The sequence below is a fragment of the Streptomyces sp. P9(2023) genome, assembly GCF_032436795.1.
Lineage (GTDB): Bacteria > Actinomycetota > Actinomycetes > Streptomycetales > Streptomycetaceae > Streptomyces.
Genome location: NZ_JAUPWM010000043.1, coordinates 22,788 through 39,229, shown reverse-complemented (window position 1 = coordinate 39,229; position 16,442 = coordinate 22,788). Strand labels below are relative to the sequence as shown.

Genomic DNA, 16,442 nt, shown 5'->3' with positions numbered 1-16,442 from the left:
CCGGCTAGCCTGAGAGCACGATGAACCGTTTGACCACGTCATGGGGCGAGTTCCCACTCGCCCGCTTCCCCGAGGACCCGCGCGACCCGCTCCGTGCCTGGGACGCGTCCGACGAGTACCTGCTGAGCCACCTCGCCGAGACGGACACCGATCTGTCCGGCACGGTGGCCGTCGTCGGTGACCGCTGGGGTGCTCTCGTCACGGCGCTCGCGGCCCGCCGTCCGGGCGCCCTCGCGCAGATCGCCGACTCCTACCTCGGCCGCCGGGCGACCGTCGAGAACCTGGCCCGGTCGGGGGCCGATCCGGACGCCGTCCAGCTGCTCACCACCCAGGACGCGCCGCCCGAGCGGATCGACGTGCTCCTCGTCCGCGTCCCCAAGAGCCTCGCGCTCCTGGAGGACCAGCTGCACCGGCTCGCGCCCGCCCTGCACGAGGGCACCGTGGTCGTCGGGACCGGCATGGTCAAGGAGATCCACACCTCCACGCTCCAGCTCTTCGAGTCGATCCTCGGTCCCACCCGCACTTCGCTCGCCGTCAAGAAGGCCCGGCTGATCTTCTGCACGCCGGACCCGGCGCGCGAGCGGGCGGCGAACCCCTGGCCGTACCGCTACGACCTCCCCGCCGACGCCGGGACCGTCGCCGGACGGACCGTCGTCAACCAGGCCGGGATCTTCTGCGCCGACCGCCTCGACATCGGCACCCGCTTCTTCCTGAAGCACCTGCCGACCGGTCTCGGCCCGGCCCGGGTCGTGGACCTGGGCTGCGGCAACGGAGTCGTCGGCCTGGCCGTCGCACTCGCCGAGCCCGAGGCCGACCTGGTCTTCGCCGACGAGTCGTACCAGGCCGTCGCCTCGGCCGAGGAGAACTTCCGTAACCACACGGCGGAGGACCGGGCCGCCGAGTTCGTGGTCGGGGACGGAACGGCCGAGCTGGCCACCGAGTCGGTGGACCTCGTCCTGAACAACCCGCCCTTCCACAGCCACCAGGCCACCACCGACCGCACCGCCCGCCGGATGTTCACCGACGCCCGGCGCGTCCTGCGGCCTGGCGGCGAACTGTGGGTGGTCGGCAACCGCCACCTCGGCTACCACGTCACGCTGCGCCGGATCTTCGGCTCCTGCGAACTGGTCGCGAGCGACCCGAAGTTCGTGGTCCTGCGGGCGGTCAAGCAGTCCGGCGGGCGGGCCCGGCGGAGCGATTCGGCAGCGGCAGCCACCGCACCGGCACCTGGCGCATGACCAGGACCGAGTCCAGCTCGGCGCTGCCGGGCGGGAAGCGGTCGGGGTCCTCGAAGTAGCTGGAGCGGGCGGACGTGACCCGGCCGGGCTCGATGTGCCAGGCGTCCGTCCGCAGCTCCATCCCGTCGAGGCTCGCGCCGGTACGGGTCGCCGACCAGCCCTTCGCGCCACCCCGGAAGAACGCCGACGCCTCGTCCAGATCGGCGAACAGCCCGCTGCTCTCCAGGGTGCCGGTGATCTCCGCGGTGACGTCCACCCGCGTCTCCCCGTCGCGGGTGGCGAACGCGACCCGTACGGTGTCCGGGCTCTCGTCCACCTCGAAGTCCGCGTGCCCGTGTTCCCCGGGGAACACCCGGCCGCCCGCCCACCGGTTGACCAGCGAGGCGGTGTCCCGGCGCGGTATGTACACGCCGGTCTCCACACCGTCCGGGCCGTCCCACTCGACGGCGATCCGGTGCGCCGCGTTCTCGCTGCGCAGCCCCACCGAGGCGGGCGCCCAGGCGGGCCGTACGGAGCCGAGCCGCAGCAGGCAGATGCCGGCGACGGCATGCCCGCGGACCAGCTGCGGACGCAGGCCCACGGGCAGCAGCCGGGCGGCCACCGCCGGCTCGACGCGGTAGTTGACGAGCAGTCGCCGCTCGATGACGCTCGCCACGGTGAGGTTCATGGGGGGAGCGTAACCCCGTGTCACCAGGCCGCCGCCGTCAGGCCGGGCCATCGGGACGCTGTCGTCGGGCCAGGCCGTCGGAGGGCTTCGGTCAGGCCAGGCCGTCGGGCCGCTTTCGTCAGGCCAGGGCGACCAAGTCCAGGTACTCCTCGCTCCACAGGTCCTCGTCCCCGTCCGGCAGCAGCAGCACCCGGTCGGGGCGCAGCGCGTCGATCGCCCCCTCGTCGTGGGTGACCATCACGATCGCGCCCGGGTACGTGCCCACGGCCGCCAGGACCTCGTCCCGGGAGGCCGGGTCCAGGTTGTTCGTGGGCTCGTCGAGCAGCAGGACGTTGGCGCCCGAGTGGACGAGCCCGGCGAGCGCGAGCCGGGTCTTCTCGCCGCCCGACAGCACCCCGGCCGGCTTGTCGGCGTCGTCGCCCCGGAACAGGAACGCCCCGAGGACCCGCCGTACCTCCCCGTCCGTCAGATGCGGAGCGGCGGCGGCCAGGTTGGCGCGGACCGAGCGACCGAGGTCGAGCGTCTCGTGCTCCTGCGCGAAGTAGCCGATCCGCAGACCGGGCCCGTGCACCACCCGCCCGGAGTCGGGCCGCTCCACGCCCGCGAGCAGCCGCAGCAGCGTGGTCTTGCCGGCGCCGTTGAGGCCGAGCACCACGAGGCGGCCGCCCCGGTCCACGGCGAGGTCCACGGCGTCGAGGACCGGGCGGCCCGTCCCGTAGGACTTGGTGAGCGACACCGCGCCCAGCGGCATCCGGCCGCACGGCGCGGGCTCGGGGAGCCGGATCCGCGCGACCCGCTCGGTCTGCCGGGCGGGGTCGAGCCCGTCGAGCAGCCGGTCGGCGCGGCGCGCCATGCTCCGGGCCGTCGTCGCCGTCGCGGAGCGGGCCTTCATCCTGTCCGCCTGCGCGTGCAGCGCGGCCGCCTTGCGCTCGGCGTTGGAGCGCTCGCGGGTCCGGCGGCGTTCGTCGGCGTCCCGCTGGGCGAGGTACGCCGCCCAGCCGGTGTTGTGGACGTCGATCGCGGCGCGGGCCGGATCGAGGTGGAAGACCCGGTTGACCGTGTCGGCGAGCAGCGCCACGTCGTGGCTGATCAGGACGAGCCCGCCCTGGTGGGCGGCGAGGAAGCCACGCAGCCAGCCGATCGAGTCGGCGTCGAGGTGGTTGGTGGGCTCGTCGAGCAGCAGCGTGCCGTGCCGGCCGTGCCCGGCGAACAGGATCCTGGCCAGCTCGACCCGTCGCTTCTGGCCACCGGAGAGCGTGCCGACGGCCCGCTCCATGAGGGTGGCCGGCAGCCCGACACCGGCCGCGACCCGGGCGGCCTCGGCCTCGGCGGCGTACCCGCCGCGGGCCTCGAACTCCGCCTCGGCGCGGGCGTACGCCGCCATGCCCCGCTCGTCGGGGGTCTCGCCGAGCGCGACGGCGGCCGTGCGCAGCGCGCGCACGGACCGGTCGAGTCCGCGCGCGGAGAGGATCCGGTCGGTGACGGAGCCGACGGGGTCGGCGGCGCGGGAGTCCTGGGCGAGGTACCCGAGCTCGCCGGTACGGGTGATGGTGCCGGCGGCCGGCGGGCGCAGCCCGGCCAGGGTGTCGAGCAGGGTGGTCTTCCCGGCGCCGTTGCGGCCGACGAGGCCGATCCGGTCACCGGGGGCGACGTGGAAGGAGAGGTCGGACAGCAGGAGCCGGGCGCCGGCGCGCACGGCGGCACCATGAACGGTGATCATGGGGTAACGCTCCGAAAAGGCAGAAGGACACACGGGTGGCGTGGAAGCGGGTCCTTGAGCTAGGAAATTCGGGGCGTAGACATGCCGCTCAGGCTAATTGAGGCCCGGGTCGCGGCGCATGTGACTTTCCGCGGCGCCGCCGCGGATGCGCCGTCGGGCGTCTTGGGTGAGGCTCGCCGCTTCCGCCGTCGTACGGCCGGTGAGGCGGGCGACCTCGGGCAGCGGCAGGCCGAAGAGGTCGTGCAGGACGAGGGCGAGCCGCTCGTCCGGGCCGAGGGAGTCCAGGACCACGAAGAGCGCGAGGCTTGTTCCGTCCGCGAGCGCGGTCTCGTCGGGAGTCACCGACACGGACATCGGCGCGGGCGGGGGCACGGGCACCGAGGTCGGCACGGGCAGCGACGCCGACGTCGGCACCGGCTTCGGCGCCGGTGACCCCGGCACCGACCTCAGCATCCGCCCCGGCCCTGGCCCCGACCCCGGCCATGGCTTCGGCGGCGCGCCCGCCCGGGCCCGCAGCCGCTCCACGCACACCCGCGCGACCACCGTCGTCAGCCAGGAGTCGATCCCCGCGAGCCCGACCGCCGTCCTGGCCGTGCTCAGCGCCTCCGTGGCCTCGTGCCGCGAGCCCAGCATCCGCCGGGCGACGGCCCACAGTCGCTCATGGTGCAGGTCGAACTGCCCGGCCAGAAACGCGTCGCCGTTCATGTGCCCTCACTCCTCTACGTCGGTCTTCGAAGCGATGACGCGTCCGTCGAGGGCGATGTGACAGCTAGCGCGGCGGCCGGCGGGGGTGGGGCACGGTCGGCGCGGAGCGGGACGGCCGGCCGAGGCGGACCGGTACCCCAGGCGAGTACAGGACGCTGACCGGGGCCTCGCGGGGCGTCGGGATCCCGGCCGAGTCGAGCAGGTTCTCGTCGCACGCGCGCAGCTCGGCGCGGAACAGCGGCCAGCGCGGATGGTCGTTGGGCAGAAACGCCGCCGCGCCGAAGAACGCGCTGTGCAGGCCCCACCGGGCGGTGAGGAAGTGCTCCAGCTCGGTGGGCTCCTCGATCCGCTCGCCCCGCTCGACGGTGAGGCGGCTGAACGCCCCGCGCGGGCCGGGCCAGCGGCGGGAGCTGGTGTAGTCGACCGTGTCGCCCTCGGTACGGACGCTCATCCGGGACCACAGATACGGCAGCTGGAAGCCGATGCGCCCCATCACCACCGGGATCAGCCGTGACGCGTCCATCGACCGGAAGACGACCCCGCGCCGCCCGTGCGCGTCGACCGAGTACAGGCGCACGTTGGTCTCCGGGAAGGAGCCGAAGTACGGGATTCCCGGCAGCCGCAGCCAGCCGACCTTGTGCATCCGGAAGGCCACGAGCCCGACGTAGGTGAGTCCGTCGTGGGTGTCGGGCACCGTCCCCTTCGGCAGGAGTGGGGCGACGACGTCCGGGTCGACGGCCCAGTGGACGAAGGTGAGGTCGAGCCACTCCTGGGTGAGGAGCGGGTCGCGTATGCGGGCGGGGGCGTCGGGCACGACGGACTCTGGCTGCAACACGGCGTAAAGAATGGCAGAGCGCCCCCGGCGCACGCCCCCCCGCCCCGTCACTCCGCCCGCAGTGTCGGACCCGTCTGCGATGCTGGTGGATGTGACGACGCTCGAAGACCTGGTGCGCCTGCGCCGCGCCCGCGACGCGATGGACCGCGACTACGCGCAGCCGCTGGACGTCCCGGCGCTGGCGCGCATCGCCCTCATGTCGGCCGGGCACTTCTCCCGGAGCTTCCGCGCCGCCTTCGGGGAGACGCCCTACAGCTATCTGATGACCCGCCGTGTCGAGCGGGCGAAGGCGCTGCTGCGCCGCGGCGACCTGAGCGTGACCGAGGTCTGCTTCGCCGTCGGCTGTACGTCGCTGGGCTCGTTCAGTACGCGGTTCACCGAGCTCGTCGGCGAGAGCCCCAGCGCGTACCGGGCCCGCCGCCACGAGGCGGGCGCCCCGATCCCGGCCTGCCTGGCGAAGATCCACACGAGACCGGTCAGGAACGGCACGCCCGCCGCCTAGCGCGGAATCCGACGGCACCTCCTATCGTCGGGACCATGACCATCAAGCTCGCACAGTGCTTCATCGCGGTGGACGACCACGACAAGGCGCTCGCCTTCTACCGCGACGTCCTCGGCATGGAGGTACGCAACGACGTCGGCTTCGAGGGCATGCGCTGGGTGACCGTCGGCTCGCCCGAGCAGCCCGACGTGGAGATCGTCCTCGAACCGCCGCTCGCCGACCCCAACGCCTCGCCCGCGGACCGCCAGGCCATGGCGGAGCTGCTCGCGAAGGGCATGCTCCGGGGGGTGATCTTCCAGACGGACGACTGCGACGCCACCTTCGAGCGCATCCGGGCCGCCGGCGGCGAGGTCCTCCAGGAGCCGGCCGACCAGCCCTACGGCGTCCGCGACTGCGCCTTCCGCGACCCCTCCGGGAACATGCTCCGTTTCAACCAGCCCCGCACTGCCTGACCCCTGCTCCGAGGGGCTGCCCTCTGGTGCGGGAGCAGGTCGGTGAGCTCGTGGAACAGCCCCGCCCCGGTCCGGCGTTCACCGAGTCGGCGGCAGGACCTGAAGGTGCTCGGCGGCCTCAGGGGCGGTGTACGAGGCGGCGAAGGTGAAGGCGCGCGGGGACGGCCCGTGCGCCCGCAGGTCCGCCAGCCGCTCCAGGGCCTCGTCGACGGTCGGGATGTGCCCGGCGGGGACCCACCAGAGCACCAGGTGCGCCTCGACGTTCCGTTCGAACCATTCGCGGCGCCGCCGCATCACCTCCAAGTGCCCGCTGCGGTAGGCGAAGTCCCACAGCGCGTCCTGCGTCTCCCACACCGACAGGTTCACGATGACGCCCTCACCCGCCGGGCGCAGGCCCGTCGCGTCGGGCGCCCCCTCCTCCGCGAGTCGCCAGACGAACCCGGGCGCTCCGTCGGCCGCGGCGTTGACCGGAGCGAGCATGCCCGGGAACCCGCCCGGCGGGCGCCCCGACCTGACGTACCGGCCCCGGCCCCAGTAGCGTCCGTTTCCATGATCGCCATCGATGCCCTTGTCCGCCTCTGCCCGCCACCCGCCGATCCGCCGCCCGCGGTGGACTGGCCGCAGGCCGAGCGCGCCCTCGGGGTGACTCTGCCCGCCGACTACAAGCGGCTGGTCGAGGCGTACGGCGACGGCATCTTCGACGAGACGATCTGGCTGCTCGTCCCCGACTCCGCCTACGACGACTGCGATCTGCACGGGCAGACGGCGGAACGGGACGAGGTCCTGGCCGGCCTGTGGGAGTCCGAGGACAAGCCCGCCGCCCTGCAGGAGGTGGGGGCAAGGGTCCTGCCGTGGGCGTTCGAGGAGGGCACGGGGGCGTTCCTGTACTGGCTGGCGCGGCCCGGTCAGCATCCCGACGAGTGGACCGTGCTCTACAACGAGGGGCGCGGCCCACTCTGGGAGCACCACGACATGGGGTGCCTCGCCTTTCTGCTGGCGGTGCTCACCGGAACGGCGGAAACGGAGTACTTCGGCTATTTCCACGAAGTGCTGAAGCCGACGGAACACCGCTTCGAAACGGCCGACCGGACCCTCGGACGCCCGTGACGCCGCCGGCCATGTGCGGAGTTCCTGCGTAAGACGTCATCGCGGGAGCATGGAAGTGAGGTACGTCGAGGCGGGCGGAGCCTTCCCGGCCACTTCGCCTGCTCGCCCGTGGGCAAGGGCTTTGCATAAAAGTGCGGGTGCACGTATAGTCATGCCATCCATGAGGAGGGTTCTGATGACGGTACGAGCAGCAGTGGCAGGCGCGAGCGGATACGCGGGCGGAGAGCTCCTGCGTCTCCTCCTCGCCCACCCCCACATCGAGATCGGCACCCTGACCGGCCACTCCAACGCGGGTCAGCGGCTCAGTGGCCTTCAGCCGCACCTGCTCCCGCTCGCCGACCGCGTCCTCGCGCCGACCACGGCCGAGGCGCTCGCGGGTCACGACGTCGTCTTCCTCGCCCTGCCGCACGGCCAGTCCGCCGCCGTCGCCGAGCAGCTCGGCCCGGACGTCCTCGTCGTCGACATGGGCGCCGACTTCCGGCTCGCCGACTCCACCGACTGGGAGACCTTCTACGGGTCCCCGCACGCCGGCACCTGGCCCTACGGCCTCCCGGAACTGCCGGGTGCCCGCGCCGCGCTGGAGGGGTCCAAGCGCATCGCGGTGCCCGGTTGCTACCCCACCGCCGTCTCCCTCGCGCTCTTCCCCGCGTACGAGAACGGCCTCGCCGAGCCCGAGGCGGTGATCGTCGCCGCCAGCGGCACCTCCGGCGCGGGCAAGGCCCTCAAGCCGCACCTGCTCGGCAGCGAGGTCATGGGCTCCATGTCCCCGTACGGCGTCGGCGGCGGCCACCGGCACACCCCCGAGATGATCCAGAACCTCAGCGCGGCGGCCGGCGAGCGCGTCGGAGTCTCCTTCACGCCGACCCTCGCGCCCATGCCCCGGGGCATCCTCGCCACCTGCACCGCCAAGGCGAAGCCCGGGGTCACCGCCGAGACCGTGCGCGCCGCGTACGAGAAGGCCTTCGCCGACGAGCCCTTCGTCCACCTGCTCCCCGAGGGGCAGTGGCCCGCCACGGCGTCCGTCTACGGTTCCAACGCCGTTCAGATCCAGGTCGCCCACGACGTCGCGGCCGGCCGGATCATCGCGATCAGCGCCATCGACAACCTGACCAAGGGCACCGCCGGCGGCGCGGTGCAGAGCATGAACATCGCCCTCGGGCTCCCCGAGGACACCGGACTTTCCACGATTGGAGTCGCTCCATGAGCGTCACAGCGGCGAAGGGATTCACGGCAGCGGGCATCGCCGCCGGGATCAAGCAGAACGGCAACCCCGACCTGGCCCTCGTGGTCAACGACGGGCCCCGTCGCGCCGCCGCGGGCGTCTTCACCTCCAACCGCGTCAAGGCCGCCCCGGTGCTCTGGTCCCAGCAGGTGCTGACCACCGGCGAGCTGGCCGCCGTCGTCCTCAACTCCGGCGGCGCCAACGCCTGTACGGGCCCGCAGGGCTTCCAGGACACCCACGCCACGGCCGAGAAGGTCGCCGAGGTCCTCACCGCCAAGGGCATGGCCATCGGTGCCGGCGAGGTCGCCGTCGCCTCCACCGGCCTCATCGGTCTCCTGCTCCCCATGGACAAGGTGCTGGCCGGCGTGGAGAAGGCCGCGGGCGAGCTCTCCGAGCACGGCGGCGAGAAGGCCGCCATCGCCATCAAGACCACCGACACGGTCCACAAGACCTCCGTCGTGACGAAGGACGGCTGGACCGTCGGCGGCATGGCCAAGGGCGCGGGCATGCTCGCCCCCGGCCTCGCCACCATGCTCGTCGTCCTCACCACCGACGCCGACGTCGAGAGCAAGGACCTCGACGCGGCGCTGCGCCAGTCCACCCGGGTCACCTTCGACCGGGTCGACTCGGACGGCTGCATGTCCACCAACGACACGGTCCTCCTGCTCGCCTCCGGCGCCTCCGGCACCACCCCGGCGCAGGACGAGTTCGCCGAGGCCGTCACGGCCGTCTGCCAGGACCTCGCCCGCCAGCTCATCGGCGACGCCGAGGGCGCCAGCAAGGACATCCGTATCGAGGTGATCAACGCCGCGACCGAGGACGACGCCGTCGAGGTGGGCCGCTCCATCGCCCGTAACAACCTCCTCAAGTGCGCCATCCACGGCGAGGACCCCAACTGGGGCCGGGTGCTCTCCGCCATCGGCACGACCAGCGCCGCCTTCGACCCCGACCGGCTGAACGTCGCCATCAACGGCGTCTGGGTCTGCCGGAACGGCTCGGTCGGCGAGGACCGCGACCTCGTCGACATGCGCTACCGCGAGGTCACCATCACCGCAGACCTGGCCGCCGGGTCCGAGACGGCCGTCATCTGGGCCAACGACCTGACCGCCGACTACGTCCACGAGAACAGCGCGTACTCGTCATGAGCGACTCCACGAACCCGACCCGTAAGCACATCGCGCTTCCCAAGGCGCAGATCCTCATCGAGGCGCTGCCCTGGCTGACCCGGCACAACGGCAAGACGGTCGTCATCAAGTTCGGCGGCAACGCCATGATCGACGACGAGCTCAAGGCGGCCTTCGCCCAGGACGTCGTCTTCCTGCGCCACGCCGGCCTCAAGCCGGTCGTCGTGCACGGCGGCGGCCCGCAGATCAGCGCCGCGCTCGACCGGCACGGCATCGTCAGCGAGTTCAAGGCCGGGCTGCGCGTCACCACCGAGGACGCCATGGACGTCGTACGGATGGTGCTCGCCGGCCAGGTCCAGCGCGAACTCGTCGGCCTGCTCAACGAGCACGGCCCGTTCGCCGTCGGCATGACCGGCGAGGACGCCCACACCATCACGGCCACCAAGCACCAGCCGGTCATCGAGGGCGAGCAGGTCGACATCGGCCGGGTCGGCGAGATCACCGCCATCGACACCGGCGCCATCGAGGCGCTCCTGGAGGACGGCCGGATCCCGGTCATCTCCTCCATCGCCCGCTCCGAGGACGACGGACATGTCTACAACGTCAATGCTGATACGGCGGCTGCGGCTCTCGCTGCGGCACTGGGCGCCGAGACCCTGATGGTCCTGACCGACGTCGAAGGCCTCTACGAGGACTGGCCGAACAGCGACGAGGTCATCAGCCGGCTCACCGCGAGCCAGCTGGAGAAGCTCCTGCCCGAGCTCTCCAGCGGGATGGTCCCCAAGATGGAGGGCTGTCTGCACGCCGTACGCAACGGGGTCACCACGGCCCGTGTGATCGACGGCCGCGTCCAGCACTCGATCCTGCTGGAGATCTTCACCGACTCGGGCATCGGCACGATGGTCGTGCCCGACGAGCCGACGGGGGACGGGAAATGAGCAACGCGGAACTGGCACAGCGGTGGCAGGGCGCGCTGATGGACAACTACGGCACGCCGAAGCTGTCCCTGGTGCGCGGCGAGGGCGTCAAGGTCTGGGACGCCGACGGCAACGCCTACCTCGACTTCGTCGGCGGCATCGCCGTCAACGCCCTCGGCCACGCCCACCCGGCGATCGTCGAGGCCGTGTCGACGCAGATCGCCTCCCTCGGCCACGTCTCCAACCTCTTCGTCGCCGAACCGCCCGTCGCGCTCGCCGAACGGCTCCTCCAGCTCTTCGGCCGGCCGGGCCGGGTCTTCTTCTGCAACTCGGGCGCCGAGGCCAACGAAGCCGCCTTCAAGCTCGGCCGGCTGACCGGCCGGACCCACATGGTCGCCACCCAGGGCGGGTTCCACGGCCGGACCATGGGCTCGCTCGCCCTCACCGGCCAGCCCGGCAAGCAGACTCCGTTCCTGCCGCTGCCCGGCGACGTCACGCACGTCCCGTACGGCGACGTCGAGGCGCTGCGCGCCGCGGTGACCGAGGACACCGCCCTGGTGATCATCGAGCCGATCCAGGGCGAGAACGGCGTGGTCGTGCCGCCCGCCGGCTACCTCCAGGCGGCCCGCGAGATCACCCGCGCCACCGGCACCCTGCTCGTCCTCGACGAGGTCCAGACGGGCGTCGGCCGCACCGGTCACTGGTTCGAGTACCAGGGCCACGACGGGGTCGACCCCGACATCGTGACCCTCGCCAAGGGCCTCGGCGGCGGGCTGCCGCTCGGCGCGACCGTCGCCTTCGGCAAGGCGGCCGAGCTCTTCACGCCCGGCCACCACGGCACGACCTTCGGCGGGAACCCGGTCGCCTGCGCCGCCGGACTGGCCGTCGTCGACACCCTCGCGGCCGGCGGAACCCTCGACGAGGTCAAGCGGCTGGGCGAGAAGCTGCGCAGCGGAATCGAAGGCCTGAACCACCCGCTGGTCTCCCATGTCCGTGGTGCGGGCCTCCTGCTGGGTATCGTGCTCACCGAGTCCCTCGCGCCGCAGGTGCAGCAGGCGGCTCAGGACGCCGGTCTCCTGGTGAACGCGCCCGCCCCCGATGTCGTACGGCTCATGCCCGCACTGATCATCACCGACACGGAGGTGGACGCGTTCCTGGCAGCGCTGCCCGGTGTCCTCGACGGAGCGGTGAACGGGGAAGGACGTACCGAGGAATGAGACGACGATGACCGACGCGCAGGAAACCGAGCACGGCGGGCCGTCCGTTCCGCAGACCCGTACCGCACGCCACCGCAGGATCGTCGACATCCTCAACCGGCAGCCGGTGCGCTCGCAGAGCCAGCTCGCCAAGCTTCTCGCGGACGACGGGCTGAGCGTCACGCAGGCGACGCTCTCCCGTGACCTGGACGAGCTCGGCGCGGTGAAGATCCGTGCCACGGGTGGCGAGCTGATCTACGCGGTGCCCAGCGAGGGCGGCTTCCGCACCCCGCAGGCGCCGCTCGGCGAGTCCGCCAAGGAGGAGCGCATGCGGCGCCTCTCCGGTGAACTGCTGATCTCCGCCGAGGCCTCCGCCAACCTCGTGGTGCTGCGGACCCCGCCGGGTGCGGCCCAGTTCCTCGCGTCGGCCATCGACCAGGCCGAACTCCACGCGATCCTCGGCACGATCGCGGGCGACGACACGCTGCTGCTGATCTCCCGCGACCCGGTGGGCGGGCAGGCGCTCGCCGACCACCTGCTGCGGCTCGCGCAGAACGACCGCTAGGCCGCGGCGACGGCCGGTCCGCAGGGGACCGGCCGTCGCAGGGCGCGTCGCAGGGCGCGTCGCAGGGCGCGTCGCAGGGCGCGTCGCAGGGCGCGTCGCAGGGCGCGTCGCAAGGCGCGTCGCAAGGCGCGTCGCAAGGCGCGCAAGGCGCGTGCCAAGGCGCGTGCCAAGGCTTTACGCACCCGGCCGGGGGAGCGGCGGCAGCGGGAGCGGCAGCCCCGGCAGCCCGTCCATGCTGACGCCGATGTGCTCCTTCTTCTCGAAGTACGCGCTCAGCGAGGCGTCGTCCTCGCGCGCGAACCGCCTCCCGTGCAGATCGCGGTCCTCGTCGTACGTCATGAACGGCACGGCGTACCCGCAGGAGTCCCGGATCACTTCGGCCGTGACCACGATGATCGCGCGCAGCCCGTGCTGGGTCACGTCGATCGAGGGAAAGTGCGCCATGAGGCCCTCCCACCGCGGATCGTCCCGGAACACCGGCTCGCCCCGCCCGTGCACCCGCACGATGCTCGGCGGGCCCTGAAACGCGCACCACATGAGCGTGATGCGCCCGTTCTCGCGCAGATGCGCGACGGTCTCGGCGGTGGACCCGGCGAAGTCCAGGTAGGCGACGGTCAGTTCGTCGATGACGGCGAAGGATCCGGTCAGCCCCTTGGGCGAGAGGTTGACGGTGCCGTCGGCGTCGAGCGGGGCCGTGGCGTGGAAGAAGATGGGCTGGGCCTCGATGAAGGTCCGGAGGCGTCCGTCGATGCGTTCATATGTCTTTCCCATGCGGGCATTGTCGCCGAACGGCTGTGCGAAGTCGGGGGCGCCGCTCCGCACGATTGACGAATCATGCGGAGCAATGCATACTCATGCATAACAGCGTGCTTGTGAGGCAAGGAGGAACCCATGACCGAGCGTGTCGTACTCGCCTACTCCGGCGGCCTGGACACCTCCGTCGCCATCGGCTGGATCGCCGAGGAGACGGGCGCCGAGGTCATCGCGGTCGCCGTGGACGTCGGTCAGGGCGGCGAGGACCTGGACGTCATCCGTAAGCGCGCCCTCGCCTGCGGGGCCGTCGAGGCCGAGGTCGCGGACGCCAAGGACGAGTTCGCCGAGGAGTACTGCCTCCCGGCGATCAAGGCCAACGCCCTCTACATGGACCGCTATCCCCTCGTCTCCGCCCTCTCCCGGCCCGCGATCGTCAAGCACCTCGTCGCGGCCGCCAGGAAGCACGGCGCCGGGATCGTGGCCCACGGCTGCACCGGCAAGGGCAACGACCAGGTCCGATTCGAGGCCGGCATCCAGGCCCTCGGCCCCGACCTGACCTGCATCGCCCCGGTCCGTGACTACGCCATGACCCGCGACAAGGCCATCGCCTTCGCGGAGCAGGCGGACCTGCCGATCGCGACCACCAAGAAGTCCCCGTACTCCATCGACCAGAACGTCTTCGGCCGCGCCGTCGAGACCGGTTTCCTGGAGGACATCTGGAACGCGCCGATCGAGGACATCTACGAGTACACCTCGAACCCGGCCCTCCCGCGCGAGCCCGACGAGGTCGTCCTCACCTTCAAGGAGGGCGTCCCCGTCGCGATCGACGGCAGGCCCGTCACCGTCCTCCAGGCGATCCAGCAGCTCAACGAGCGGGCCGGCGCCCAGGGCATCGGCCGGATCGACATGGTCGAGGACCGGCTCGTCGGCATCAAGTCCCGCGAGGTGTACGAGGCTCCCGGCGCGATCGCCCTGATCACCGCCCACCAGGAGCTGGAGAACGTCACCGTCGAGCGCGAACTCGCCCGCTACAAGCGGCAGGTCGAGCAGCGCTGGGGCGAACTCGTCTACGACGGCCTCTGGTTCTCCCCGCTCAAGCGCGCCCTCGACGGCTTCGTCGAGGAGGCCAACCGGCACGTCACCGGCGACATCCGGATGACCCTGCACAGCGGCCGCGCCGTCGTCACCGGCCGCAGGTCCGAGGAGTCGCTGTACGACTTCAACCTCGCGACCTACGACTCGGGCGACACGTTCGACCAGTCCAAGGCCCAGGGTTTCATCGACGTCTTCGCCCTCTCCGCGAAGATCGCCGCCCGGCGTGACCTCGCGTAATCCCGACTCGTTCCACAGCCGCCTCCCCACCGCAGGGACCGGGGAGGCGGCCTTGCACCCACCCTCCTGAGGAGCAGTAGCTGTGAGCAGCAACAACGGTGACGTCCGGCTCTGGGGCGGCCGTTTCGCCGACGGCCCCGCCGAGGCCCTCGCGAAGCTGTCCGCGTCGGTCCACTTCGACTGGCGCCTCGCGCCCTACGACATCGCCGGTTCCCGCGCCCACGCGCGCGTGCTCCACAAGGCGGGCCTGCTGACCGCGGACGAGCTCACCCGCATGCTGGCCGGCCTGGACCAGCTGGAGTCGGACGTCGCCGACGGCTCCTTCGTCGGCACGATCGCCGACGAGGACGTCCACACCGCCCTGGAGCGCGGCCTCCTGGAGCGCCTCGGCCCCGACCTCGGTGGCAAGCTGCGTGCCGGCCGGTCCCGCAACGACCAGGTCGCCACCCTCTTCCGGATGTACCTGCGCGACCACGCCCGGATCATCGGCGGCCTGATCGCCGACCTCCAGGACGCCCTCGTCGGCCTCGCCGAGGCCCACTCCGACGTCGCCATGCCGGGCCGGACCCACCTCCAGCACGCCCAGCCGGTGCTCTTCGCCCACCACGTCCTCGCCCATGTCCAGTCCCTCTCCCGGGACGCGGAGCGGCTGCGGCAGTGGGACACCCGTACCGCGGTCTCGCCGTACGGCTCCGGCGCCCTGGCCGGCTCCTCCCTCGGGCTCGACCCGGAGGCGGTCGCCAGGGACCTGGGCTTCGAGCGGGGCTCGGCCGGCAACTCCATCGACGGCACGGCCTCGCGGGACTTCGTCGCCGAGTTCGCCTTCATCACCGCGATGATCGGGGTCAACCTCTCCCGTATCGCGGAGGAGATCATCATCTGGAACACGAAGGAGTTCTCCTTCGTGACCCTGCACGACGCCTTCTCCACCGGCTCGTCGATCATGCCGCAGAAGAAGAACCCGGACATCGCGGAGCTCGCCCGCGGCAAGTCCGGCCGCCTCATCGGCAACCTCAGCGGGCTGATGGCCACGCTCAAGGCCCTGCCGCTCGCCTACAACCGCGACCTCCAGGAGGACAAGGAGCCGGTCTTCGACTCCTGCGACCAGCTGGAGGTCCTGCTCCCCGCGTTCACCGGCATGATGGCCACGCTCACCGTCAACCGGGAGCGCATGGAGGAACTGGCCCCGGCCGGCTTCTCGCTCGCGACCGACATCGCCGAGTGGCTGGTCAAGCAGGGCGTGCCGTTCCGGGTGGCGCACGAGGTGGCCGGCGAGTGCGTGAAGGTCGCCGAGGCGGAGGGCAAGGAGCTGGACGGCCTCACCGACGACCAGTTCGCCAAAATCTCGGAGCACCTCACCCCCGAGGTCCGTACGGTCCTCAACGTCCCGGGCGCGCTCGCCTCCCGTGATGGCCGAGGCGGTACGGCCCCGTCGGCGGTCGCCGCCCAGCTGGTCGAGGTCAAGGCGGACCTGGTGATCCAGCACGCCTGGGCCACGGCCAAGAAGTAACGCTCAGTACGTCACAGCGCCGCCGCCCAGTCCGCGAGCGCGTCGAAGTCCGGTCGGGTCAGCCCGATCCGTTCGTCGACGCGCACCAACAGGGCGGCGGCGAGGTGGTTCTGCTCCACGTACTCGTGGTCGTACGACGTGATGTCGTCGTCCACCCAGGCGAACGGCCGCCCCGCCGCGTACTCCAGGATGTACTGCGTCTTCCAGAAGGTCCCGCGAGGGGCCTTCCCGTGCATCTGGGGCCAGTCGATGAACGGCAGCTCAGGCAGCCCGAGCTGCGACCCTATCCACTTGTTCGCCTCGCCCTTCCACGTCGTCGCCCACACCAGCTCGTACGCCTCCGACAGCGCGAGCAGCTCCGCCCCGTGCGCGGGGTTCAGCCACACCCGCAGCGGCTTCGCTCCCGTCCAGCCGGTCGGGTGCATCCGGTGCGTGCCGTACCCCTCCGGGCGGCGCTCGGCCTGGGCCGCGTAGGGGTTCAGCGGTCCGTCCACGTCGATCAGCAGCAGCGGCTTCGTCATGATCACAGGATTCCTTCCAGCCCCACGGTGAGGCGTCGAATTATCGAATGAGACAGTGACGTCTCATTCGGTGTAT

General features: G+C 71.8%; 18 protein-coding genes. 11 read left to right on the top strand and 7 right to left on the bottom strand.

Features of this window, described 5'->3' with window-relative positions:
• Positions 1-20: 20 nt before the first annotated feature.
• A complete protein-coding gene (locus Q5762_RS32415; RefSeq protein ID WP_315895857.1) occupies positions 21-1,238 on the top strand; it encodes a methyltransferase in 1,218 nt (405 codons plus the stop codon).
• Here the strand turns inward: Q5762_RS32415 and Q5762_RS32410 are convergent.
• The 4 genes from Q5762_RS32410 to Q5762_RS32395 all read right to left on the bottom strand — a co-directional run bounded on the left by Q5762_RS32410 (position 1,165) and on the right by Q5762_RS32395 (position 5,165).
• Positions 1,165-1,905 carry a DUF2071 domain-containing protein gene (locus Q5762_RS32410; RefSeq protein WP_315895856.1) on the bottom strand — a complete coding sequence of 247 codons (741 nt, stop codon included), beginning with the start codon at positions 1,903-1,905 and terminating at the stop codon, positions 1,165-1,167. The genes Q5762_RS32415 and Q5762_RS32410 overlap by 74 nt on opposite strands.
• A 118-nt stretch (positions 1,906-2,023) precedes the next feature.
• Positions 2,024-3,625, bottom strand: a complete 1,602-nt coding sequence (locus Q5762_RS32405; protein WP_315895855.1) for an ABC-F family ATP-binding cassette domain-containing protein — start codon at positions 3,623-3,625, stop codon at positions 2,024-2,026.
• Between the two features lie 93 nt (positions 3,626-3,718).
• Positions 3,719-4,330, bottom strand: coding sequence for a sigma factor-like helix-turn-helix DNA-binding protein (locus Q5762_RS32400; RefSeq protein ID WP_315895854.1), 612 nt, complete (start codon positions 4,328-4,330; stop codon positions 3,719-3,721).
• 64 nt (positions 4,331-4,394) lie between these two features.
• Positions 4,395-5,165, bottom strand: a complete 771-nt coding sequence (locus tag Q5762_RS32395; RefSeq protein WP_315895853.1) for a DUF2071 domain-containing protein — start codon at positions 5,163-5,165, stop codon at positions 4,395-4,397.
• A 91-nt stretch (positions 5,166-5,256) separates the two neighbouring features.
• On the opposite strand from Q5762_RS32395, the gene Q5762_RS32390 reads away from it, so the two are divergent.
• Positions 5,257-5,667, top strand: a complete 411-nt coding sequence (locus Q5762_RS32390; protein ID WP_315895852.1) for a helix-turn-helix transcriptional regulator — start codon at positions 5,257-5,259, stop codon at positions 5,665-5,667.
• A gap of 35 nt (positions 5,668-5,702) precedes the next feature.
• Positions 5,703-6,119 carry a VOC family protein gene (locus Q5762_RS32385; protein WP_315895851.1) on the top strand — a complete coding sequence of 139 codons (417 nt, stop codon included), beginning with the start codon at positions 5,703-5,705 and terminating at the stop codon, positions 6,117-6,119.
• 78 nt (positions 6,120-6,197) lie between these two features.
• Here the strand turns inward: Q5762_RS32385 and Q5762_RS32380 are convergent, their stop codons facing one another.
• Positions 6,198-6,599: a DUF3291 domain-containing protein gene (locus Q5762_RS32380; protein ID WP_315895850.1), complete on the bottom strand. Its 402-nt coding sequence runs from the start codon at positions 6,597-6,599 to the stop codon at positions 6,198-6,200.
• A 69-nt stretch (positions 6,600-6,668) separates the two neighbouring features.
• Between Q5762_RS32380 and Q5762_RS32375 the strand changes: the two genes are divergently transcribed.
• From Q5762_RS32375 to Q5762_RS32350, 6 genes are all read left to right on the top strand, one after another.
• Entirely contained in the window at positions 6,669-7,226 is a 558-nt protein-coding gene (locus Q5762_RS32375; RefSeq protein ID WP_315895849.1) for a hypothetical protein, read from the top strand.
• Between the two features lie 175 nt (positions 7,227-7,401).
• Entirely contained in the window at positions 7,402-8,430 is a 1,029-nt protein-coding gene (gene argC / locus Q5762_RS32370; protein WP_315895848.1) for an N-acetyl-gamma-glutamyl-phosphate reductase, read from the top strand.
• The gene (gene argJ, locus Q5762_RS32365) at positions 8,427-9,593 is read left to right on the top strand and encodes a bifunctional glutamate N-acetyltransferase/amino-acid acetyltransferase ArgJ (RefSeq protein WP_315895847.1); all 1,167 of its coding nucleotides are present in this window, start codon (positions 8,427-8,429) and stop codon (positions 9,591-9,593) included. Before argC ends, argJ begins: the two co-directional genes overlap by 4 nt.
• Complete coding sequence (argB, locus tag Q5762_RS32360; protein WP_315895846.1) at positions 9,590-10,510, top strand: acetylglutamate kinase; 921 nt, start codon at positions 9,590-9,592, stop codon at positions 10,508-10,510. The genes argJ and argB overlap by 4 nt, the downstream gene beginning before the upstream one ends.
• Entirely contained in the window at positions 10,507-11,706 is a 1,200-nt protein-coding gene (locus Q5762_RS32355) for an acetylornithine transaminase (RefSeq protein ID WP_315895845.1), read from the top strand. The genes argB and Q5762_RS32355 overlap by 4 nt, the downstream gene beginning before the upstream one ends.
• A 7-nt stretch (positions 11,707-11,713) precedes the next feature.
• Entirely contained in the window at positions 11,714-12,250 is a 537-nt protein-coding gene (locus Q5762_RS32350; protein ID WP_315895844.1) for an arginine repressor, read from the top strand.
• A gap of 174 nt (positions 12,251-12,424) precedes the next feature.
• On the opposite strand, the gene Q5762_RS32345 is transcribed toward Q5762_RS32350, so the two are convergent.
• Positions 12,425-13,021: a pyridoxamine 5'-phosphate oxidase family protein gene (locus Q5762_RS32345; protein ID WP_315895843.1), complete on the bottom strand. Its 597-nt coding sequence runs from the start codon at positions 13,019-13,021 to the stop codon at positions 12,425-12,427.
• A 120-nt stretch (positions 13,022-13,141) separates the two neighbouring features.
• Here Q5762_RS32345 and Q5762_RS32340 point away from each other — a divergent pair, with 120 nt between their 5' ends.
• On the top strand, positions 13,142-14,335 hold the full coding sequence (locus tag Q5762_RS32340) for an argininosuccinate synthase (protein ID WP_315895842.1): 1,194 nt from the start codon (positions 13,142-13,144) through the stop codon (positions 14,333-14,335).
• An 82-nt stretch (positions 14,336-14,417) separates the two neighbouring features.
• Complete coding sequence (gene argH / locus Q5762_RS32335; protein ID WP_315895841.1) at positions 14,418-15,845, top strand: argininosuccinate lyase; 1,428 nt, start codon at positions 14,418-14,420, stop codon at positions 15,843-15,845.
• An 11-nt stretch (positions 15,846-15,856) separates the two neighbouring features.
• Here the strand turns inward: argH and Q5762_RS32330 are convergent, their stop codons facing one another.
• On the bottom strand, positions 15,857-16,366 hold the full coding sequence (locus Q5762_RS32330; RefSeq protein WP_315895840.1) for an HAD domain-containing protein: 510 nt from the start codon (positions 16,364-16,366) through the stop codon (positions 15,857-15,859).
• Positions 16,367-16,442 lie beyond the last annotated feature (76 nt).